Genomic DNA, 22,351 nt, shown 5'->3' on the forward strand with positions numbered 1-22,351 from the left:
CCCCGTCGAACAGAGGCGGACAGTTTGCTGTGAGTGAGCAGACGGAAAGGCTGCTTGAAGAGCATATTGCCAGGGATTTACCGATGCTCCGGAAGGAGGATCGCAGGGATATCATCCAGCTGATTGCCGGACATCAGCCGGCGCTGAATGCAGACCGGCTGGCAGATTCGATGATTGCCTCCGGGGTTGAAGTAGGGGTGTTGCTGGCTGTTTTGCTGCGCTATGAGTGGATGGTGGTGCAGGGAATCATGAAATCGACAGCGGCTGGAGGTATTGCAGGTCAGCTACCGGCATTTTCACGTTGTGTGGAGCGGTTCGGGACGTTGCAGACGGCCGTGCTGAACGCCGTTGAGAGAAACTGGAAAAAGAGGCTGGATAAAGAAGTGGCTGCCCGGGTGGTGGCTGAGTGTCATGCCGAATGGGTGCGGGAAGGTGTGGTCCGGATTCATAACTATTTTCAGGAAATGCCGGTGACGGCCAATGCCGGGTTTCATGGCTATGCCGGTGAGTACCTGACAATTATGGCTTCGCCGGAGGTCGGGCGGGTGTTTACCTGTACGGATGATATGCAGGAGGCACTGATCACCAGTCCGGATCAGGCATTCAAAATCAGGGTCGGGGTGATTCGTTGTCGCAAGGGCTTGTTGACACTGGCTGTCCGTGATGTCGCTCCGGCCATGCAGGAGACACGAGAGCATTTCAGAGTCAGGATGACTGAGGAGATTGAGGTAAAGCTGCGCCGGCAGAGCGGAATGGTGGTCGGCCGCCTGATCGATATTTCGGTATCGGGTATGAAGGTGGCGATGGCTGCGCCATGTGATCTTGCCCGGGATGAGCGGTTACGCTGCAACTGGTTGCTGGCAGGAAGTGCCTGCGAGGCGGATATGACGGTCTGCTGGCGGAAAGAGAGGGGTGATATGCTGCAGTTCGGCCTTAAATTTACCCGCCTCGGAGCGGTTCACGAGCAGGTTCATAAACTGATGCTGATTCAGCAACAGCGATTGATCGACCGCCTGAAGCATCTGGGGGCGCCATCATGGATGGAGATGGCGTGAGTTGGCGTAGCATCGATGGCCCGCATGGAACCGGTGGATTGAAATAAAAAGGGCAGGCGATCAAGCCTGCCCTTTTTCATTTATGCCGGACGGGTGGTACGTTTACGGTCGCTCTCTTTGAGGTAGCGTTTACGCAGACGGATCGATTTCGGTGTGATTTCGACCAGCTCGTCATCGGCAATAAACTCGATTGCGCGCTCAAGTGTCAGCTTCATCGGTGGGACCAGATCAATCGATTCATCCTTGCCTGATGCACGGACGTTGGAAAGTTTCTTTTCCTTGACCGGGTTGACGGTCATGTCGCTGTCACGGCTGTTGATACCGATGATCATGCCTTCATACAGCTTCTCACCAGCGCCGATGAACATTTTACCGCGCTCCTGCAGTTTCCACAGCGCATAGGCAACCGAGTCACCATTTTCCATAGAGACCAGCACGCCGTTGGTACGGCCAGGCAGCGGGCCTACATACGGGCCATAGGCATGGAATACGTGGTGAAGAATGCCGGTGCCGCGTGTGTCGGTGAGGAACTCGGAGGTGTAGCCGATCAGACTGCGGGTCGGTGACATGAATTCAATGCGGGTGGAACCGTCCGCATTGGTTTCCATTGAGGTCATTTCAGCACCGCGTTTGCCCAGCTTTTCAATGACCGAACCCTGAAACTCGGATTCTACATCGACGGTGACATGCTCATATGGCTCCTGTTTGACGCCATCAATGGTGCGCACAATAACGGTCGGGCGTGATACGGCCATTTCAAAGCCTTCACGACGCATGGTTTCCAGAAGAATGCCGATGTGCAGTTCGCCACGGCCGGAAACCTTGTAGATATCGGCTGAGTCAGTTTCTTCAACACGCATGGCCACGTTGGTACGGATTTCACGCATCAGACGATCACGAATCTGACGGGTGGTGATCAGTTTGCCCTCGGTGCCGGCAAGCGGTGAGTTGTTTACATGCAGTTCCATCGAGAGGGTAGGCTCATCGACATGGATCACAGGCAGGGCAATCGGGGTATCCTTGCAGGCAATGGTTTCACCGATGTTGATGTGCTCAATACCGGCAACGGCAATAATGTCGCCTGCTTCAGCCTCGGTGATTTCCATACGATGCATGCCCAGGAAGCCGAGCAGTTTGGTTACACGGAAATTCTCTTTCGATGAATCGGCATGGACCACGGTGATGTCCTGACCGGTTTTAATGCGGCCATTGGCAATGCGGCCGATGACGATACGACCGATATATTCATCCCAGTCAAGGGTGGTGGCGAGCATCTGCAGCGGCTTTTCTGTATCGCCGGTGGGGGCTTCCACGTGCTTGATGATGGTTTCAAACAGGCAGGTCATGTTGTCCGATTCCTGATCGAGGCTCATCTTGGCGTAGCCATTCTTCGCTGATGCATAGACTACAGGGAACTCGAGCTGTTCATCGGTTGCACCGAGTGAGGCAAACAGGTCGAAGGTAAGGTCAACGACTGCATCCGGATCGGAGCCTTCACGGTCAATCTTGTTGATCACCACGATCGGCTTCAGGCCGAGTGCCAGTGCCTTGGAGGTTACAAACTTGGTCTGTGGCATCGGGCCTTCACGTGCGTCAACCAGCAGAACCACGCCGTCGACCATGTTCAGAATACGCTCAACCTCACCGCCGAAGTCGGCATGGCCGGGGGTGTCGATAATGTTGATCAGGGTGTTATCGCCATAACGGATGGCAGTATTTTTTGCAGTAATGGTAATGCCGCGCTCTTTTTCAAGGACGTTGGAGTCCATCACGCAAGTGCCAATGTCCTCACGTGCATCCAGTGTGCCGGACTGCTTGAGCAGCTCGTCCACCAGGGTGGTTTTGCCATGGTCCACGTGAGCGATGATGGCGATGTTACGAAGATTGCGCGACATATGTGATACCTCAGATAAAAAGTGCGCCGCATAGTAGCGGCTTGCGCCCCGGATGAAAGGAAATAAAACCGGCCTGTGATCGTGGCCGGTGATTTGGCAGCTTGCTGGTGCGGTGAAATGGCCGGCATTTTCTCCACAATGGCGGCCGGGATGGTTAGGGTTGGCGTTTAATATCAATTGCCCGGAGTTTCCCTTGAAATATATTGGAGCACACACCAGCGCTGCCGGCGGTGTCGATCAGGCGCCTTTAAGGGCCATGGAGATTGGAGCCCGTTCATTTGCGTTGTTTACAAAAAACCAGCGCCAGTGGGCTGCAAAACCCCTGTCCGTGAAAGAGATCGATGCATTTACAGCAAGCCTGCACAAGTCCGGGATCAGTGCCGGGCATGTGCTGCCGCACGACAGCTACCTTATTAACCTGGGCCATCCTGATGCTGAAGCACTGGAAAAATCACGCACAGCATTTATTGATGAAATGACACGTTGTCAGCAACTGGGTTTGAAACTGCTTAATTTTCATCCGGGATCACACCTTAAAAAAATATCCGAGCAGGATTGTCTCCGGCGCATCGCTGAATCTGTCAATCGGGCGCTGGACCGGACCGAGGGTGTGACTGCCGTGATAGAGAATACCTCGGGGCAGGGGAGCAATATGGGCTATCGCTTCGAGCATCTGGCAGAAATCATCGATCAGGTTGAGGATAAGTCCCGGGTCGGTGTCTGCCTTGATACATGCCACACTTTTACAGCCGGTTATGATTTGCGTACCCCGGATGATTGCCGGACGACGTTTGCGGCATTTGATGCGGTGGTTGGCTTTCAGTATCTGCGAGGCATGCATCTGAACGGTTCCAAGGCTGCTTTCGCATCAAGGGTGGATCGCCACCACTCATTGTTGCAGGGGGAGCTGGGGCTGGAAGTCTTCCGGTATATCATGAATCACGATGCATTCAGCGATATACCGATGGTGCTTGAAACCATCGACGAGACGATATGGGCTGAGGAAATCCGTTTGTTATACAGCCTGGTTGAAGAGCCGGGATCAGCGGTCAGGGGCTGAGCGATTGCTACAGCTTTGTATGATTCGCAAGGTAGCTGCATTTCGGCAGAGAACTTCATAAGGAGATGCTGATTTATTGCCAGGAGGGCAATAAATCAGCATCTCCTTCATGGGCTCTATGTCTGATTTACCCTGCGCAACCTGGCGTACTCTGTGGTGCAGCTGTTTATAAAGATCCACGGAACCAGGGCATTTTTAATGCGATTGCCCTGCTGTATGATTGAATGCAGCTTGGAACTTGCCATGCCCTGCTTTATAGTGCCGCTCCCGCAGCAAGCAGCTGCGCGGAATAAAGGGGGTTTCACCAATGCCAGTTCAACGTACGCTTTCAATTATCAAACCAGATGCAGTGGGCAAGAATGTTATCGGCGACATCATCCGTCGTTTCGAAGAGAACGGACTTTCTGTGATCGGCACAAGAATGACTCAGCTGAGTGCTGCTGAAGCAGGTCGTTTTTATGAGGTCCATGCCGGCCGTCCTTTCTACAACGATCTTTGCGCATTCATGAGCTCCGGCCCGATTCTGGCAATGGTGCTGGAAGGCCAGAATGCAGTGGTACTGAACCGTCAGCTGATGGGCGCTACCAATCCGAAGGAAGCAGAAGCAGGTACCATTCGTGCCGACCATGCTGACTCTATCGATGCAAACGCCGTTCATGGCTCTGATTCAGTTGAGAATGCTGCGATTGAAATCGCGTTTTTCTTTTCCGGCCTTGAGCTGATCAGCCGCGGATAAATTGTAGCAATGAACACAACTGTTGCAGATCAAGCCGGACAGCAAGCCGGCTCCAATGAGCCGACACTGAACGAGCAGATGCTTGTTCGGCGGGGCAAGCTGGCTGCCTGGCGGGAGGCTGGAAATGCCTACCCGAATACATGGCGTACCAGTGATCAGTGCGCGGCAATCTTTGCCCGCTATGAGTCGATGAGCGATGCTGAGCTGGAACAGTGTGGTCAGCGTTTACGTGTTGCCGGTCGTATCATGGCCCATCGTGTGATGGGCAAGTCCAGTTTTATCAAAATTCAGGATGGCAGCGGGCAAATTCAGCTGTTTCTGAATCGGGACGATGTCGGCGGTGCCGATGTCTATAATGCGACCAAAAAATGGGACCTTGGTGATCTCGTCGGTGCGGAGGGCGAACCATTTCGTACCCGCACCGGCGAATTGTCGATCCGGGTGACCCATATCGAGATGGTAGGAAAATGTCTGCGTCCGTTGCCGGAAAAATGGCACGGGCTCAGTGATGTTGAAACCCGCTATCGCCAGCGTTATGTCGACCTGATGGTGAATCCGGAATCGCGGGAGACATTCCGTCAGCGCTCCCGTGTGGTATCGCTGTTGCGTCAGGGGCTGGAGGAGCGTGACTTCATCGAGGTTGAAACGCCGATGCTGCAGACACAGGCCGGCGGTGCGGCTGCAAGGCCGTTTACAACCCATCACAATGCGCTGGATATCGAGCTGTACCTGCGTATTGCGCCCGAGCTGTATCTGAAGCGATTGCTGGTTGGCGGCTTTGAGCGCGTATTTGAAATTAATCGTAACTTCCGTAACGAAGGGCTGGATGCAACCCATAACCCTGAGTTTACCATGGTCGAGTTTTATCAGGCTTATGCCGATTTTCATGATGCCATGGATACAACCGAAGCCCTGATCAGGAATATTGCCGTTGAGTTGAAGTGCACACAGGTGACGTGGCAGGGTGTTGAGCTGGATCTGACGCAGCCGTTCAGACGTATCCGGCTTGATGAGTCGGTATTTGAGAAGCGTCCGGATTTGCGTGGTCATGCCAATGACAAGGCGCTGCTGGCTACCGTCTGTATGCAGATTATTCCGGATTTCAAGCCATTGATTACCTGGAAGGCCGGCCATTATCTGCTGGCTCTGTTTGAAGAGCTGGTTGAGCCGGGTTTGCAGCAGCCGACGTTTATTACCCATTACCCTGTTGACGTGTCACCGCTGGCCAGACGCAGTAACGACGATGCCACGGTAACAGATCGCTTTGAGCTGTTTGTCGCCGGACGTGAGATGGCGAATGGCTTCTCCGAGCTTAATGATCCGGATGATCAGCGTGGCCGCCTGGTAGCTCAGGCTCAGGCAAAGGCTGCCGGTGATGCCGAGGCGACAGGTGTGGATGAAGATTTCCTGCGTGCGCTGGAGTTTGGCATGCCACCTGCTGCAGGTGTGGGGATCGGAGTGGATCGACTGGTGATGATGTTGACCGGTCAGCACTCTATTCGCGATGTGTTGTTGTTTCCTCATATGCGACCGGAGCAATAACAGCAGGGCATGCCGTGTCAGTTTGATGGTCGGTTTTTTCCACCACAGGCGATGCCGGATGTACTTGTGAAATAATCGGATGCATTGCCATGGCTGTGGCAATGCATCCTTCCGGATGATCGGATGAGGGAGATGTTATGCTTGCAACAGAATTTATGATCGATCAGCCGCATACATGTCTGATTGATGAGCCGGTCGGGGATGTGTTTTTACGCATGCGTGCCCAGGGTCTGCGTATGTTGCCGGTGCTTGATGCAGGTGGTTGCGTCAAGGGGGTGCTCTCCACCTACTCAGTTCTCGGTCATATTGTGCCTGACTATATTCTTAGCGGTGATCTTTCCGCCATTCCCTATGCTCCCGATATCGATATGTTGCGTACGCATTATACCGATGTGGCGGGGCGTCTTGTGGGGGGGGTGATGGATGAGGAGTATCTCTCTGTCGGTCCCGGCGAGTCGCTGCTCAGCGTTGCTGCGGCGCTGGTCGGTTTTGGCAGGCATGAGTATGCGCTGGTGGTGGATAAGGACGGATTGCTGAAGGGGATGATCTCTGCCGGCGATATCCTGGCGACACTGAGAAAAATCACCTGTGATGCACGGTGATAGCATGGTTGAGCCGGTTGTGAATCATCATGTAATTTTCGGTCTGGACCCTCTCTGGCTTGCTGTCTCCATTCTCCTGCTCGTCTACGCAGTGGTGATGATGGAAAAATTCAATCGTGCTGTGTTGTCCCTGTTAGGGGCGGGCATGATGATTCTCGGTGGTGTTTTAACCCAGCAGCAGGCGGTTGCCGGTGTTGATTTTAATACCATCGGCCTGCTGACCGGTATGATGGTGATTGTGGCCATCAGTCAGAAGACGGGCATGTTTCAGTATGTAGCGATTCGTGCTGCCAAGGCAGTGAAGGGGCAGCCCTGGGGCGTGTTGGCGATGCTGGCAACCGTGACAGCCGTGTTTTCAGCCTTTCTGGATAATGTGACAACCGTATTGCTGATTGCGCCTGTGACCCTGCTGATTACCGATGCTCTGGGTGTGCGACCATATCCGTATCTGTTCAGTCAGATTCTTGCCTCGAATATCGGTGGTACGGCGACGTTAATCGGTGATCCGCCCAATATCATGATCGGTTCAGCCGCTCATCTCAGTTTTTATGATTTTCTCCTGCACCTTACACCGATCATTCCGGTTATTTTTCTGGTGACGTTGCTGCTGATCTGGATGATGTTCGGGCGTGATCTGAAGGCCAGTGATGAGCATCGTCATCTGATTATGGCTTTTAACGAGAATGAAGCCATCAAGGATCATGTGCTGCTGAAGAAGTGCCTGCTGGTGCTGTTTCTGGTGATTGCCGGCTTTACCGTGGCGCATCAGTTTCATCTTGAGCCTGCTTCGATTGCCATGACGGGGGCAGCGCTGCTGCTGCTGTTGCAGACGTGGGGCAAGCCTTTGAAAGACAAGGATCATGCCTTTGAAGGCATTATGGCTGAAGTGGAGTGGACGACGATCTTCTTTTTCGTCGGCCTGTTTATTGTGGTGACCGGCGTTGAACATACCGGTGCGATCAAATGGCTTGCCGATCAGACGCTGGCGATGACGGGTGGTGATTTCAATGCGACCGTTGCAGCCGTACTGTGGATTTCTGCCATTGCCTCGGCCCTGATTGATAATATCCCATTTGTGGCCACGATGATTCCGATGATTCACGATATGGGGCCGAGCTTCGGTGGTGAGGATATGTTGATGCCATTGTGGTGGGCTCTTGCACTGGGAGCTTGTCTGGGTGGAAATGGCTCGCTCATTGGTGCCTCTGCCAATCTGATTGTGGCCGGATTTGCCCAGCGGGCAGGTCAGCCGATACCATTTCTGGTCTTTATGAAGCATGCGTTTGGCCTGATGCTGATTTCAGTTGCCATTGCGCATGTGTATATCTATCTGCGTTATTTGATCTGATGCGGGTGGCTCAGCCCGGCCAGCAGGGATTCTATTGTGAAATATCGTTTTTTTAAGCCTTATGAGTGGATGCTGGCAAGACGTTATCTGCGCTCGCGCCGCAGTGAGCGTTTTGTATCGCTGATCAGCTGGAGTTCGGGGATCGGCATTGCCATCGGCGTGATGACGCTGATTGTGGTGCTGTCGGTGATGAATGGTGCGGCTGTTGAAATCAGGGACAAGATCCTTGGTTTTTCGGCGCATGTGGATATCCAGGGACCTGACGATGCGCTGGGCGAATGGCGCAGCTGGCTGGATACGGCCAATGGCTTGCCCGGAGTTGTGCGGGCTGCCCCCTATATTTCGGCACAGGTGCTGGCGACCTCCGGCTCGCGTGCGATTGGTGCGATTCTCAAAGGGGTGGATGTAGGGGCGAGCGATGAAATTGCCACCCACATTGTTCATGGCCGCTTTATTAATCATGAGGGGTCGCCGTTTCAGGTTGTCATTGGCAAGGATCTGGCCCATAAGCTCGGGCTGGAGGTTGGAGAAAAGGTACGTCTGATGTCTCCCTCCGGTGGTGTCAGTCCCTCCGGTGCGACACCTCGTATGCGTGCATTTGAGGTGGTTGGAATTTTTGATTCCGGTTTTTATGAATACGATGTTGGCATGATTGTGACGCCGCTGTCAGCCGTTCAGCTGCTTAATCGTATGGGAGATTCGATTACCGGTATCGAGGTGTTTATCAGTGACCGGGATCAGGCTGGAAGTGTGGCTGCCGAAGCGCGGGCCAGCCTGCCGCCCGGGGCGTGGGTGACGGACTGGCAGCAGCGTCATCGCTCATTTTTCAGGGCGCTGAAGACTGAGCGTATGGCGATGGGGGTGATTTTATCCCTGATTGTCATGGTCGCCGTGTTTAATATGGTGGCATCACTGGTCATGGTGGTGATGGAGCGCAGGAAAGAGATCGCGATTCTGAAAACTGTTGGTGCTACACATGGATCTGTGATGAGGGTGTTTCTGCTGATGGGCTGCCTTCTCAGTGGTATTGGTACGCTGTTGGGCTCGGCGCTGGGCTTGCTGCTCGCCTGGAAGCTGGATGTGCTGCTGGAGTGGGTCGAAAATATGACGGGTGTCAAATTTATGTCGGGCGATGTCTATTTTATTGACCATGTTCCGTCGGTGATTGATCCGGTTGCCGTGGGTGTGATTATTATTGGCAGTTTGCTGATGGGGTTGCTGGCTACCTTTTATCCCGCATGGCGGGCGGCCGGCGTGCCTCCTGCAGAGGCTCTGCGCTATGAGTGATGTAAGTGTGAATACAGGTGAGGCTGCCGGAGTGGAGTCCCTGTTCCGGGTCAATGATCTGCATAAAGGCTTTTCAGCCCCGGCCGGTGAGCTGCATATTCTGCAGGGGATTACCTTTTCCCTGATTGAGGGCGAGTTTCTGGCCGTGGTGGGGGAGTCCGGTTCCGGAAAGTCCACCATGTTGCAGATTCTCGGTACGCTTGACCGACCGGATCGTGGCGAAATGTGGCTGGATGGAGAGTCCATTCATGGCCTGAGCAATGGCCGTCAGGCTCGTTTGCGCAATGAGAAGATCGGTTTTGTATATCAGGCGCATCATCTGATCCCTGAGTTAACAGCGCTGGAGAATGTGGCCCTGCCCTTGCTGGTACAGGGGGTTGCAGGCAAAGAGGCCGACGCGCGCGCGGCAAGTTTGCTCGAGCGGCTGGGGCTGGCAGCTCGCCAGCATCATGTGCCATCCCACCTGTCGGGTGGAGAGGCGCAGCGTGTTGCGGTGGCCCGGGCCCTGGTAACCAGGCCGCGTCTGCTGTTGGCGGATGAGCCGACAGGAAACCTGGACGAGCATACTGCGGGCGAGGTATTTGCTCTTTTACGGCAGCTGTGTCGGGAGGAGCGGGCTGCGGTTGTCATGGTGACTCACAGTATGGCGCTGGCTCATAGTTGTGATCGCATGCTTCGCCTGCATGAGGGAAGGCTGGTTTCCGGACAGTTATAAACAGTTGTATACAATGGACTGTTTACATCTGGAAAAACTTTGACAGATTAACGGGTTCTGGTACCGTTCATAATGTTCTTTCTGGACATTGAAACGGTCAACTTGTGTTAGTTTTATTTTGACATGTGAGGGGATGTGACAAAAGCAGAAATCGCCAGGATCGTTCATGAGCGTGTCGGTCTGACTAAAAAAGAGTCCGCAGAGATTGTTGAGTCTGTGCTGGATGTGATCCGTGATGCGCTGGCGCGCGGGGAAAACGTGAAGTTGTCAGGTTTCGGCCATTTTATGGTGCGTGACAAACACGCTCGTCGTGGACGCAATCCGAAGACCGGTACGGATATTACAATTGAGCCGCGTTCGGTGGTAACATTCCGGGCCAGCCCATTGCTGAAAGACAAAATGACGGGGGTAGATGAATAATGAATCCCGAGCAGGCATTGGCTAAAGCAGGGTTGGATGTTCCGGTATTACCGGATAAGCTTTTCTTTTCGATTCGTGAAGTCAGTGATGTGTGTGGTGTTGAGCCGCATGTGCTGCGTTATTGGGAAACAGAGTTCAAGCATATCAAGCCGGTTAAAAAGAGTGGTAATCGCCGCTTTTACCGTCATCGGGATGTCTATGCGGTGTTGCAGATCAAGCACCTGCTTTATGATCTGAATTTTACTATTCGGGGCGCCAAAAAGCGCCTGCATAACGGCGACCTTGAAGATATTGTGGAGCAGAAAGACTCCCGTACGATACTTCGACAGATCAGGCAGGAACTGATCGATATTCGCTCGCTGCTTGACTGATTTACTGGTTGATAGTGCATTTTTCGGGGTTCGCATGCGCGGGCAGTGACCGGGCGGATGTTCTGTTTTTTCCGTCGCTGTTGTCTTCTCTGCGCCGTACCGTAGCAGGAAGTGTTTTGCAGGCAGCAATGTCAAATTTCGCACTTACATTCTTTTTCTGTTTGAGTATCCTTGCGGCCTCAATAAGGCGGGACGTAGCGCAGCCTGGTAGCGCACACGACTGGGGGTCGTGTGGTCGGAGGTTCGAATCCTCTCGTCCCGACCATTTTTTCAGGGCTTTTAACCGGTGAACAGAACTGTGGTTAGTGGCCCTGCGGGCAATGCGCTCGAGCGTCCGCGTATGCGGATGGTTGCCGATCAGATTGTGGCGCGGGGTATTCGTGACGACAAGGTGATTGCAGCCATGATGTCCGTGCCCCGCCATCTGTTTGTCGATTCAGCCCTTAGTTCCCGTGCCTATCATGATTGCGCACTTCCGATTGGTTGTGGTCAGACCATTTCGCAGCCGTATATGGTGGCCCGTATGACTGAGTTGCTTGAGTTGCAGGGTTCCGAGCGCGTGCTGGAAATTGGTACTGGCTGTGGGTATCAGACGGCCGTTCTCTCGCGCATATGCCGGCGTGTGTACAGCATCGAGCGGATTGAGGCGCTGCATAACAGGGCAAGACAGAATCTGCGTGCTGCCCGTCATGCCAACGTGATGCTTAAATGTGGCGATGGTCTGCTGGGATGGGACGAGTATGCACCCTATGATGCCATCATCGTCACCGCCGGAGGTTTTGCCTCTGATGTGTGGATGCAGCAGTTGAAGCCGGGTGGGGTGTTGTTGTTGCCGGAAGGCGCTGCCGGTAATCATCGACTGGTCAGACGGCGCAAGCTGGCGCGTGGCTGGAATGAAGAGTATTTTGATGATTGCACCTTTGTACCGTTGCTGGAAGGAGTACACCATCACTGATCATGTTGTGCAGCCACGGCCCTCATGGCTGCGTCGCAGCTATGACTGGACGCTGGCCTGGGCTACGCATCCGCAGGCTGCATGGGCCCTGTTTGCCATTGCAGTCATTGAAGCCAGTGTGTTTCCCATTCCTCCTGATATTCTGCTGCTGGCGCTTGCCCTGGCTCAGCCGCGCCTGGGGCTTCGATTTGCCGGTATTGCTACGGCAGGTTCCGTGCTCGGGGCGGTGATTGGCTACGGTATCGGTATGTTTCTGTTTGCGGCGATTGCCCAGCCGCTGCTTGAGTTCTACCATGCCATGGAGCGTTTTTCTGAAATGCAGCAGCTCTTTGTTGAGTATGGTGCGGGAATCGTGCTGATTGCCGGATTTTCTCCCATCCCATTCAAGGTAATCACGATTGCAGCCGGAGCTTTCGATCTCTCTTTCCCCCTGTTTCTTATGGCCGCGCTGGTTTCTCGCGGTGCCCGCTTTTATCTGGAGGGAGCACTGCTGCGTTGGGGCGGAGATTCACTGAGGCAGCTGGTTGAAAAGCACTTTGAATGGTTGACCGTTGCCGTAGTGCTGGTCGTGATTGGAGGGTTTGCCCTGTTGTGGCTGTAGCCCGCCGTGTTTTTTTACTGCTGGTGGTGCTGTCTCTTGCCGCCTGCTACCACACCAGTGTAGGAGAACCAGCCAGTCGTGCGGCTCCGGTCGTAAGTCAGAAAAACAGCACCTATATCGTGCGGAGTGGCGATACCCTGTACAGCATCGGCAAGCGCTTCGGCGTGGATTACCACCGGCTCGCCGCCCGCAATCGTCTTAGGGCTCCGTATCATATTTTTATCGGACAACAACTTTATATCAGCACATCTGCGCCACCTGAAACCCGTCTTCCGGTTGCTACCGGTGGGGATAAGCGGCAGACGGTGCGTGTCAATCGGCATGTTCTGAATTCGAATTCGAAATCGAAAAGCAGGGAAGTTGTAGCTGCCAGGCCTGCTGCTCCGGTTGCCCGGCATGCGACATCAGCCGGGTCTGAAGTCACCCGCCAGCCCAGGGCGACCGGTTATGAAAGTGGTAAATTGCTCTGGCCCGTGAAGGGTGTGGTGACCAGTCGATTCGGGCATCGCGGCAGTCGAATGCATGATGGTATTGATATAGGGGTGCCGGAAGGAACGGCGGTACATGCGGCCGGCAGTGGCGAGGTGGTCTATTCCGACTCGCGTATTTCCGGCTATGGACGGCTGATTATTATTCGTCACGGGCGAGATCTGTTTACCGCCTACGCACATAATCAGCGTAATCTGGTGCGCAAGGGCGATCGGGTGCGGGCCGGTGATGTCATTGCCAGGGCCGGCCATACAGGAAGAGCGAGTGGGCCGCATCTTCATTTTGAGGTGAGACAGGGAAGTACGCCGGTTGACCCGCTTGCCTATTTACCTCGCTGACAAGATGGTGAACACTTCAGCACAATGAATGGTATGGTTCAACATATGATCAAGTGGTGCAGGTGCTGATGGCGAAAGAGGTTAGTATGGACCCGCTGGCCATTTATATGCGCGAAATATCGCGTTATGAATTGCTTTCGGCTGCAGAGGAGATTGAGCTGGCGGGGCGTATCGCGGGTGGCGATGAGCAGGCACGTCATTTTATGGTGCAGGCCAACCTGCGTCTTGTTGTGAAGATTTCCAGGCGTTATATGAATCGCGGTGTTGCCCTGCCGGATTTGATTGAGGAAGGGAATATCGGTTTGATCCGGGCGGTGGAAAAATTTGATGTGGCCCACGGCTGCCGTTTTTCAACTTATGCGACCTGGTGGATCAGGCAGGCTGTTGAACGGGCGATTATGAACCAGTCCCGCACCATTCGTATTCCGGTGCATGTGGCCAAGGAGTATCTGACGGTGTTGAACCAGGTGACCCAGCTGAGGGCTTCTCTTGGCCGGGAGCCGGATCATGCCGAGCTTGCGACTGCGCTGGGCATGAGTGTTGAGCATGTTCAGGAGCTGCTCAATGTTGAGGTGCATACCGACAGTGTTGATGAGCAGCTGAATGATGAAGGCGGTTTTACCCTTTATGATATTACTGCGGATGAATCGGCAGAGGTGCCCGGCGACAGGCTGCAGATTATCCGGCGCAATGAAATGCTGCAGGGGTGGATGGAGCAGTTGACGCCGAAGGAGCGTGAGGTGGTACGTTTGCGCTACGGGCTCGGAGATGGTGGTGAGCCATGGACGCTGGAGGAGATCGGGGAGCATCTGGGGGTGACGCGTGAACGGATTCGTCAGATTCAGGTGCAATCCCTGCAGAAGTTGCGGCGATTTGTGGCGCGTGACGAGATTGGTCTGGAGGAGATTCTCTGATGTCTGAAAAAATGGCGTGGTCACAGTTGATTCGCGATGTTCCTGATTTTCCCAAGCCGGGGATTATTTTTAAAGATATTACGCCGCTTCTGGCCGATGGTGAGGCATTTTCAGCAGTCATTGAGGAGATGGCTGCGCTGGTGGATGGCAGGGTGGATGCCATTGTCGGTATTGAATCGCGCGGATTTATTTTTGGTGCGGCATTGGCGCAGCGGCTGGGTTTGGGGCTGGTGACGGTGCGTAAGCCGGGTAAGTTGCCTGCGGATGTGCACGCAGTGGAGTATGAACTGGAGTATGGTGTCGACAGGCTTGAAATTCACCGCGATGCGCTTGCGCCCGGTCATCGGGTGGTGATTGTCGATGACCTGCTCGCAACCGGAGGTACCGCTGCTGCAACAGTGAAACTCATCGAGATGCTCGGGGCTGAGGTGGTGAGCTGCCTGTTTGTCATTGAGCTTGATTTTCTGGAAGGTCGAAAAGCACTGGCAGGAACTGCGGTGGCAAGCCTGCTTCATTTTTAGGTGGCTGTTGTTGCCATCATCATTTGTCGCATTGTGTTATTCATCCATGGTTCAGCATGGAAGTACTGAGTTCACAGCTGCTTCTGTCGGGTGAAAGCTGCGGGCTTTTGGCGGATGCGGGTAGGGAGCTTCTGATTTGTTGCCCGCCTGGCAAAAATCAGCCCGTAAAGGCAACAGCATGATGTCCGAGTCATTTTTCCTTTGCTTACAAATCAAATACTTACGTGTCTGATTTGATCCGCTGCCTCCTGCAGCCCACCGGGCGGCGGCGAAGCCGTCCAATCCGGCTATCCTGCCGGATTGTGGCGTCCGTCCATGGTCCGCACGGAAGCACTGACACATCAGCGCTTCCTTAGGGTTGGTGCTGGCTGATTTGGTCGTGCACTCCGGTTATCAAATGGTTATGCTTCGAGCGCCCTGAAACAGCGCCTGTTGGAGCTGTGTTTCTCAGGGAAATGCTGATAATGAAGCCGAATAAGCCACTGACAAGAGAATAGCGCGTGATCTGTTTTTCCTTTTCAGAAAATTCGGTTAAGATTTCCGACTTATGTTGGCTGCCCATTCGTGGTGCAGTCGGGGAATACCGATGGTATTTCCGTATCGCCCTCGTAGCTCAGCAGGATAGAGCGGTCGCCTCCTAAGCGACAGGCCGTGCGTTCGAATCGCGCCGAGGGCACCAGTTATATGCAGGCAGCTGAACAAGAGATCACTTGCCACAGGATCGCTGATTCTGCAGGCGTTGCCTGAGGATAAAAGAAGAGGTTGATTATGATTGAAACGCCGGATGCATCAGTGCCCCTGAATCCGTCACTGCCTGTCCTTATCGAAGATGAGATGAAGCGCTCCTACCTCGACTATGCCATGAGTGTGATTGTCGGTCGTGCGCTGCCGGATGCTCGCGATGGTTTAAAACCGGTTCATCGCCGCATTCTTTACGCCATGCAGGATCTGGGTTCAACGTTCGACAAGCCATTCAAGAAATCGGCCCGTGTGGTCGGTGACGTGATCGGTAAATATCATCCGCACGGCGATTCTGCTGTGTATGATGCACTCGTCCGTATGGCGCAGCCATGGAGCATGCGACATGTGCTGGTCGACGGGCAGGGTAACTTCGGCTCCGTGGATGGTGATTCACCGGCGGCCATGCGTTATACCGAAGCCCGCATGAGTCGACTGGCCGGTGAGCTTCTGGCCGATATCGACAAGGACACCGTTGATTTCGGTCCGAACTACGATGAGTCGCTGAAAGAACCGAAGGTGCTGCCTTCACGATTCCCGAATCTTCTGATCAATGGATCACAGGGTATTGCGGTTGGTATGGCCACCAATATTCCGCCGCACAATCTGGGCGAGACGATCAATGCAACGATCGCCCTGGTTGCCAACCCCGAGATTGATGATGATGAACTGATGCAGATCATGCCTGGTCCCGATTTCCCGACTGGCGGTTTTATCTATGGTCGTTCGGGCATTCGCAGTGCATTTTCAACCGGCCGTGGCTCGGTGACGATGCGAGCCAGAGCCGAGGTTGAGACAAACGCGAAGACCCATCGTCAGTCTCTGATTATTACCGAGCTGCCGTATCAGGTGAACAAGGCCAACCTGATTGAGAATATTGCCCATCAGGTGCGGGACAAGAAGCTGGAGGGAATCTCCGACCTTCGCGATGAGTCCGATCGTGATGGCATGCGTATCGCCATTGAGCTGAAGAAGGGTGAAATCCCTGATGTGGTGCTGAACAACCTCTATAAACATACCCAGTTACAGTGCAATTTCGGCTGCAATATGCTGGCACTGGTGGATGGGCAGCCAAAGCTGTGTGGCGTGCGCGAGTTGTTGTTGCACTTCCTTGATCACCGCCGTCAGGTGGTAACCCGCCGCTGCCTGTTTGACCTGGCCAAGGCCGAGGCTCGCGCCCATATTCTGGAAGGCCTGCTGATTGCACTGGATCATATCGATGAGGTGATTCGTCTGATTCGTGCCAGCCAGACGCCGGCGGATGCCAAGGTCGGTCTGATGGATCGTTTCGGTCTCTCCGACAAACAGGCGCAGGCGATTCTCGATATGCGTCTGCATCGTCTGACCGGACTTGAGCGTGACAAGATCAAGGCCGAATATGATGAGATTCAGGCATTGATTGCCTGGCTGAAGTCCATTCTTGCCGATGAGAAGCTGCTGATGAAGGTGATTGTCGAGGAGCTGGAAGCTGTCCGCGACCGCTATTCCGACCCGCGTCGCAGCGAGATTATGGAAGAAACAGCCGATCTTTCCATGGAAGATCTGATTACCGAAGAGGATATGGTGGTGACCATTTCCAATGAGGGGTATATCAAGCGCAATGCAACCTCGCTTTATCGGGCCCAGCATCGCGGTGGTAAGGGTAAAACGGCGATGACCACCAAGGATGAGGATTTTGTGGCTCAGCTGATGGTGGCATCAACGCACGACTATCTGCTCTTCTTCTCCAATCGTGGTCGTGTATTCCGCAAGAAGGTCTACGAAGTACCGCAGGCGGGGCGTGCCACCCGTGGCAAGGCTTTGGTGAATCTGCTGCCGGTGGAAAAAGATGAGCGTATTTCGGCAACGCTGGCGATTCGCGAGTTCGATGAAGATCACTATATCGTCATGGCGACGAAGAACGGCGTGGTCAAGAAAACCCGTTTGAGCGAATACATGAATATCCGTGCCAATGGCATTGTCGCCATCAACCTGGATGAAGAGGATGATTTGATCGGCGTGCTCGTTTCCAACGGCTCGCAGGATATCATGCTTGCTGCCAGTGGTGGCAAGGCGATTCGCTTCTCCGAAGAGGATGTCCGCCCGATGGGCCGCTCCACCCGTGGCGTGACCGGTATGCGCCTGCCTGACAATTGCCGGGTGATTTCGATGACGCTGGTTTCGGATGATGCCACATTGCTGGCTGTTTCCGAGAACGGTTATGGCAAACGCACCTCTGTTTCCGAATATAATGTACAGAAGCGTGGCGGGCAGGGTGTGTTTACGCTGAAAACCGGTGGCCGTAATGGTGATATGGTGGCGGCGCTGCTGGTGCAGAGTGATGATCAGGTGATGATGATGACCGATACCGGTCGTCTGGTTCGCATTCGTTTGAACGGTGTTTCCATCATTGGCCGCAATACCCAGGGCGTGAAGCTGATTAACTGTGATGAAGGCGAACGGGTGATCGGTGCAGTCCGTGTCGATGAGAGCGAAGAAGAGGTGGCACCGGAGGTGGCAGGAGATGAGCTGCTTGAGGTCACTGCTGGCCAGGAAGGGGTATCTGAGGCGGCAACGGACTCTGTAGTGGATACGGATCAAACTGATGAAGAGACTGGTGATATAGAATGATTGACCGTCAGGCGCTCCGGCGCGATTTCGAAGCGATGCAGGCGGCGCTGGCTCGCCGTGGTGAAGCAGTGGTGGGCGATGGCAGTGCCTGGGCCCGTTTGCGTGAGCTGGATGATCGTCAGCGCCAGTTGAAAAATGAGTCGGAGGCGTTGCAGGCTGAACGTAATCGCGTTTCCAAGCTGATTGGTATGAAAAAGGGTAAGGGCGAGGATGCCTCCGAAGAGCTTCATGCAATGGGTGAAGTATCCAGCCGGGTGAAAGAGCTGGATGCACTGACGCGCGAGGCTGAAGCACTGTTTGCGGCCGCATTGCTGGAAGTGCCCAATCCGCTGCATGAAACGGTGCCGGATGGCGCTTCTGAAGATGACAATGTCGAAATCCGTCGCTGGGGAGCTCCGCGTACAGATGAAGTGCCGGCGCACTGGGATATCGGTACCGATCTTGGCATTCTCGACTTCGACGCGGGTGCCATGCTGGCTGGCTCGCGTTTCACTGTGATGAAGGGCGCAGCGGCAAGGCTTGAGCGAGCGCTGATGCAGTTCATGCTTGATCTTCATGCCGACAAGCACGGCTACGAAGAGGTGTGGGTACCGGCGATGGCCAATCGCAAGACCATGACCGGTACCGGTCAGCTGCCGAAGTTCGCCGAAGATCTCTATAAGATTGAGGGTGAGGAGCTGTTCCTGATCCCGACGGCTGAAGTGCCGGTGACCAATCTCTACCAGGACAAGATTCTCGATGTGGCGGAGCTGCCGAAGCGCCACTGTGCCTACACGCCATGCTTCCGCAGTGAGGCCGGTTCAGCCGGTCGCGATGTGCGCGGCATTATCCGTCAGCATCAGTTCGATAAGGTGGAGCTGGTGCATATCACGCATCCGGATCGCGCCCTGTCCGATCTGGAAGAGTTGACTGCCCACGCCGAAGCGGTGCTGCAGGCTCTCGAGTTGCCGTATCGCGTGGTGGCGCTGTGCGCCGCTGATGTCGGCTTCTCATCCCAGAAGACCTATGACATCGAGGTATGGCTTCCTTCGCAGCGCTGCTACCGTGAAATTTCATCCTGCTCGAGCTTTGGCCAGTTCCAGGGCCGTCGTGCCGGCATTCGATTCAGGGAAGAGGGCGGCAAGCCGCAACCGGCTGCAACACTGAATGGTTCGGGACTTGCGATTGGTCGCTGTCTGGTGGCCGTGCTTGAGAATGGCTGGCAAAGCGATGGCTCGGTGGTCATTCCGGCTGTGCTGCGTCCCTACATGGGGGGAATGGAGCGCATTGTCGCAAAGTAATCAGTCGTACAGCGGCATGACGGAGAGAGGTTCGCTCCGTCAGCCGTTTCCACTGCGTCTGTGTTGATTGACGCTGTGCTTGGGAATCGACAGGTCAGGCTGTAGTATACGCCGATGTTAAAATCACTACCTATCCTCGGTCGCCCGCGAGTTGCATTGCCATTTGCTCCTCAGGGATGGCCATTTATGATGCCGACAGCATTACTGGTACTGGCAGCCTGGCTGATGTGCCGGACAGTTACGACTGCTGATTCGAGGGTGTTTGCCCATGACTAAGTTGAAAGAACAGATGGGACGCCGCGGTGTCTATGTGTTGCCGAGCCTGTTTACCACGATGGGGCTTTTTTCAGGTTTTTACTCGCTGATCGCCTCTGTACAGGGGCGTTATGAAGTTGCGGCCTGGGCGATTCTTGCTGCTGCCGTCTTCGATATGCTGGATGGACGTGTTGCACGCCTGCTGCATGCAGAAAGCGCATTCGGTGCCGAATATGACTCATTGTGCGACATGCTTTCATTCGGTGTGGCGCCGGCTGTACTGGTCTATCTGTGGGCATTGATTCACCTGCCTGCGGATCTGCACAAACTGGCCTGGCTTGGAGGCTTTTTTCTGGTTGCCGGTGCGGCATTGAGGCTGGCCCGTTTTAATGTTCAGCTCGAATGTCAGGATAAACGCTATTTTCAGGGTTTGCCGACGCCTGGCATGGCGCTGCTGATTGCAACGGCGGTTTTGTATCACGAAAGCACAGGCTTTGACCCTCAGCCGTGGTTGTGGCTGGCCATTTCATTGCTGCTTTCCTGGCTGATGGTCAGCAATGTCCGCTTTATCTCCGGCAAGGATGTCGATCTTGAGAAACGCCGTTCTACCGGCCTGCTGATTTTGATGATTGTTGTTGTCGGTTTGGTGATGATCGCACCTTATCGGGTGCCGTTCACCGTCATTCTGGCTTACTGTCTGCACGGGCCGATGCTGAGTCTGTGGCAGAACTGGCGTCTGAGCCGCTATCGCAATTTGCGCAAGATGAAGAAGGCACAGCGTCTGGCGGAGAAGCAGGCTGCGGCACGCCAGTCTGATACAGGCAACGATCCTGTTTGACCGGGGGCGTGCAAGCTGCTTGAATGCAGCCTATGAAGTTTTTTGCACACAAGCTTGCCCTTACACTGCAGTTTCTACTGCAGCGAATGCGCCTGTGTGTCTGCTGAACCCGTTTCAGTAATACAGATGTTCAGGCCGCGCTTACCCCGCGGCCTTTTTTTTGCCGTAAATGTGAGGAGAAAGAGATGACCGATCGCATACATATTTTTGATACAACCCTGCGTGACGGAGAACAGTCACCGGGCTGTTCCATGAATATTGATGAAAAGATGCGCGTAGCGCATGCACTGGCGGCACTTGGCGTGGATATTATCGAGGCCGGCTTTCCGATCGCCTCACCGGGTGATTTTGAAGCGGTTCACCGCATTGCCAGTGAAGTGCATGGCCCGCGTATTGCCGGTCTGGCCCGTGCAGCCGAGGGCGATATCCGTCGTGCGGCTGAGGCTGTGAAGCCGGCCGGTGATTACGGTCGGATCCATACCTTTATCGCCACAAGCCCCATTCATATGGAAGCCAAGCTGCGTATGACGCCCGATCAGGTCGTTGAGCGAGCGGTTGCGGCAGTGAAACTGGCTCGATCACTGGTGCCAGAGGTGGAGTTTTCCGCTGAAGATGCCGGCCGTACCGAGATGGATTTTCTCTGCCGTATTGTCGAGGCGACCATCGCTGCCGGTGCGCGTGTGATTAATATTCCTGATACGGTCGGTTACATGACGCCGCAGGAATTTGGCGGCCGTATTCGCGAGCTGATCGAGCGGGTACCGAATTCGCATCAGGCGATCTTTTCCGTGCACTGTCATAATGATCTGGGCCTGGCGGTGGCCAACTCACTGGCTGCAGTGGAAAACGGTGCCCGTCAGGTTGAGTGCACCATCAATGGCCTGGGTGAGCGGGCAGGCAATGCGGCGCTGGAAGAGATTGTCATGATTCTGCGTACACGTGCCGACCGTTATGCACTGCAGACCGGTGTCGATACCCGCAAGATTGTACCGACGTCAAAACTGGTATCGCAGATTACCGGTATGCCGATTCAGCCGAACAAGGCGATTGTCGGTGCCAATGCATTTGCGCATGAGTCGGGTATTCATCAGGACGGTATGCTCAAGCACAAGAAAACCTATGAGATCATGACGCCGGAGTCGGTTGGCTGGAATACCAACCGCATGGTGCTGGGCAAGCATTCAGGCCGCGCGGCTCTGAAGTCGCGTTATGAGCAGTTGGGTGTTGAGCTGGATGATGAGCGTCTGATTGAGGTGTTTAACCGTTTCAAGGTGCTGGCCGACAAGAAAAAGGATATCTTCGATGAAGATCTGATGTTCCTGATTTCGGAGGATGCCGGCGAGCATGACGAGCGCATCAAGCTGATCAGCCTGCATGCTGCATCCGGTACCGGTGATACCCCGGTGGCGGCTGTGGAGCTGGAGATTCAGGGCGAGCTGCACAAGGCAACCGGTGAAGGGGATGGACCGGTGGATGCCGCGTTCAAGGCGATCAAGTCACTGGTGGAGCCGAATGGCAAGTTGCTGCTTTATGCTGTGAATGCCATTACCGCCGGTACCGATGCACAGGGCGAGGTGACGGTCCGTCTGCAGGATGGAGACAGGATTGTGAACGGGCAGGGGGCTGATACCGATATCGTGGTGGCTTCGGCCAAAGCGCTGGTGGCGGCACTGAACAAGTTGCCGAACATGCATGCGCGCGCCGTGCATGCCCAGTATTCCGGCGTATAATCAGGATTCAATTCGCTCCCTTGAGCAAGGGTACAGAAGTGACGTACAAGG

At 54.5% G+C, this 22,351-nt stretch carries 20 protein-coding genes and 2 tRNA genes; 21 read left to right on the forward strand and 1 reads right to left on the reverse strand.

Going from position 1 to position 22,351, the window contains the following annotated elements:
- The first annotated feature begins 29 nt into the window (after window positions 1-29).
- Window positions 30-1,055 (forward strand): PilZ domain-containing protein, encoded by a 1,026-nt coding sequence (locus FEF65_RS10840; protein ID WP_138239832.1) that lies wholly within the window; start codon window positions 30-32, stop codon window positions 1,053-1,055.
- Window positions 1,056-1,135: 80 nt separating this feature from the next.
- On the opposite strand, the gene typA is transcribed toward FEF65_RS10840, so the two are convergent.
- On the reverse strand, window positions 1,136-2,950 hold the full coding sequence (gene typA, locus FEF65_RS10845; protein ID WP_138239833.1) for a translational GTPase TypA: 1,815 nt from the start codon (window positions 2,948-2,950) through the stop codon (window positions 1,136-1,138).
- Between the two features lie 193 nt (window positions 2,951-3,143).
- Here typA and nfo point away from each other — a divergent pair, with 193 nt between their 5' ends.
- From nfo to FEF65_RS10945, 20 genes are all read left to right on the forward strand, one after another.
- The gene (nfo, locus tag FEF65_RS10850) at window positions 3,144-4,010 is read left to right on the forward strand and encodes a deoxyribonuclease IV (RefSeq protein ID WP_138239834.1); all 867 of its coding nucleotides are present in this window, start codon (window positions 3,144-3,146) and stop codon (window positions 4,008-4,010) included.
- A gap of 307 nt (window positions 4,011-4,317) precedes the next feature.
- A complete protein-coding gene (gene ndk / locus FEF65_RS10855; protein ID WP_138239835.1) occupies window positions 4,318-4,746 on the forward strand; it encodes a nucleoside-diphosphate kinase in 429 nt (142 codons plus the stop codon).
- 9 nt (window positions 4,747-4,755) lie between these two features.
- Window positions 4,756-6,288: a lysine--tRNA ligase gene (gene lysS / locus FEF65_RS10860; RefSeq protein ID WP_138239836.1), complete on the forward strand. Its 1,533-nt coding sequence runs from the start codon at window positions 4,756-4,758 to the stop codon at window positions 6,286-6,288.
- Between the two features lie 137 nt (window positions 6,289-6,425).
- Window positions 6,426-6,890: a CBS domain-containing protein gene (locus tag FEF65_RS10865; protein WP_138239837.1), complete on the forward strand. Its 465-nt coding sequence runs from the start codon at window positions 6,426-6,428 to the stop codon at window positions 6,888-6,890.
- A 4-nt stretch (window positions 6,891-6,894) separates the two neighbouring features.
- Window positions 6,895-8,238, forward strand: coding sequence for an ArsB/NhaD family transporter (locus FEF65_RS10870; protein WP_138239864.1), 1,344 nt, complete (start codon window positions 6,895-6,897; stop codon window positions 8,236-8,238).
- Between the two features lie 36 nt (window positions 8,239-8,274).
- Window positions 8,275-9,525, forward strand: a complete 1,251-nt coding sequence (locus FEF65_RS10875; protein ID WP_238701355.1) for a lipoprotein-releasing ABC transporter permease subunit — start codon at window positions 8,275-8,277, stop codon at window positions 9,523-9,525.
- A complete protein-coding gene (locus tag FEF65_RS10880; protein WP_138239838.1) occupies window positions 9,518-10,240 on the forward strand; it encodes an ABC transporter ATP-binding protein in 723 nt (240 codons plus the stop codon). Before FEF65_RS10875 ends, FEF65_RS10880 begins: the two co-directional genes overlap by 8 nt.
- A 135-nt stretch (window positions 10,241-10,375) precedes the next feature.
- Entirely contained in the window at window positions 10,376-10,660 is a 285-nt protein-coding gene (locus tag FEF65_RS10885; protein ID WP_138239839.1) for an integration host factor subunit alpha, read from the forward strand.
- Window positions 10,660-11,031, forward strand: a complete 372-nt coding sequence (locus FEF65_RS10890; RefSeq protein WP_138239840.1) for a MerR family transcriptional regulator — start codon at window positions 10,660-10,662, stop codon at window positions 11,029-11,031. Before FEF65_RS10885 ends, FEF65_RS10890 begins: the two co-directional genes overlap by 1 nt.
- Before the next feature lie 188 nt (window positions 11,032-11,219).
- Window positions 11,220-11,296, forward strand: a tRNA-Pro gene (locus FEF65_RS10895).
- Window positions 11,297-11,371: 75 nt separating this feature from the next.
- Entirely contained in the window at window positions 11,372-11,986 is a 615-nt protein-coding gene (locus tag FEF65_RS10900; protein WP_138239866.1) for a protein-L-isoaspartate(D-aspartate) O-methyltransferase, read from the forward strand.
- The gene (locus FEF65_RS10905) at window positions 11,940-12,587 is read left to right on the forward strand and encodes a YqaA family protein (RefSeq protein ID WP_138239841.1); all 648 of its coding nucleotides are present in this window, start codon (window positions 11,940-11,942) and stop codon (window positions 12,585-12,587) included. Before FEF65_RS10900 ends, FEF65_RS10905 begins: the two co-directional genes overlap by 47 nt.
- The gene (locus tag FEF65_RS10910) at window positions 12,578-13,414 is read left to right on the forward strand and encodes a M23 family metallopeptidase (protein ID WP_138239842.1); all 837 of its coding nucleotides are present in this window, start codon (window positions 12,578-12,580) and stop codon (window positions 13,412-13,414) included. Before FEF65_RS10905 ends, FEF65_RS10910 begins: the two co-directional genes overlap by 10 nt.
- Before the next feature lie 56 nt (window positions 13,415-13,470).
- The gene (locus tag FEF65_RS10915; protein ID WP_238701357.1) at window positions 13,471-14,328 is read left to right on the forward strand and encodes a sigma-70 family RNA polymerase sigma factor; all 858 of its coding nucleotides are present in this window, start codon (window positions 13,471-13,473) and stop codon (window positions 14,326-14,328) included.
- Window positions 14,328-14,849, forward strand: coding sequence for an adenine phosphoribosyltransferase (locus tag FEF65_RS10920; RefSeq protein ID WP_138239844.1), 522 nt, complete (start codon window positions 14,328-14,330; stop codon window positions 14,847-14,849). The genes FEF65_RS10915 and FEF65_RS10920 overlap by 1 nt, the downstream gene beginning before the upstream one ends.
- Before the next feature lie 602 nt (window positions 14,850-15,451).
- Window positions 15,452-15,528, forward strand: a tRNA-Arg gene (locus FEF65_RS10925).
- An 89-nt stretch (window positions 15,529-15,617) separates the two neighbouring features.
- On the forward strand, window positions 15,618-18,197 hold the full coding sequence (gyrA, locus tag FEF65_RS10930) for a DNA gyrase subunit A (RefSeq protein ID WP_138239845.1): 2,580 nt from the start codon (window positions 15,618-15,620) through the stop codon (window positions 18,195-18,197).
- Window positions 18,194-19,477, forward strand: a complete 1,284-nt coding sequence (serS, locus tag FEF65_RS10935) for a serine--tRNA ligase (protein ID WP_138239846.1) — start codon at window positions 18,194-18,196, stop codon at window positions 19,475-19,477. Before gyrA ends, serS begins: the two co-directional genes overlap by 4 nt.
- A gap of 268 nt (window positions 19,478-19,745) precedes the next feature.
- The gene (gene pssA / locus FEF65_RS10940; RefSeq protein WP_138239847.1) at window positions 19,746-20,570 is read left to right on the forward strand and encodes a CDP-diacylglycerol--serine O-phosphatidyltransferase; all 825 of its coding nucleotides are present in this window, start codon (window positions 19,746-19,748) and stop codon (window positions 20,568-20,570) included.
- Between the two features lie 185 nt (window positions 20,571-20,755).
- Window positions 20,756-22,300 (forward strand): 2-isopropylmalate synthase, encoded by a 1,545-nt coding sequence (locus FEF65_RS10945; protein ID WP_138239848.1) that lies wholly within the window; start codon window positions 20,756-20,758, stop codon window positions 22,298-22,300.
- Window positions 22,301-22,351 lie beyond the last annotated feature (51 nt).

Source organism: Mariprofundus erugo, from assembly GCF_005818865.1.
Taxonomy (GTDB): domain Bacteria; phylum Pseudomonadota; class Zetaproteobacteria; order Mariprofundales; family Mariprofundaceae; genus Mariprofundus; species Mariprofundus erugo.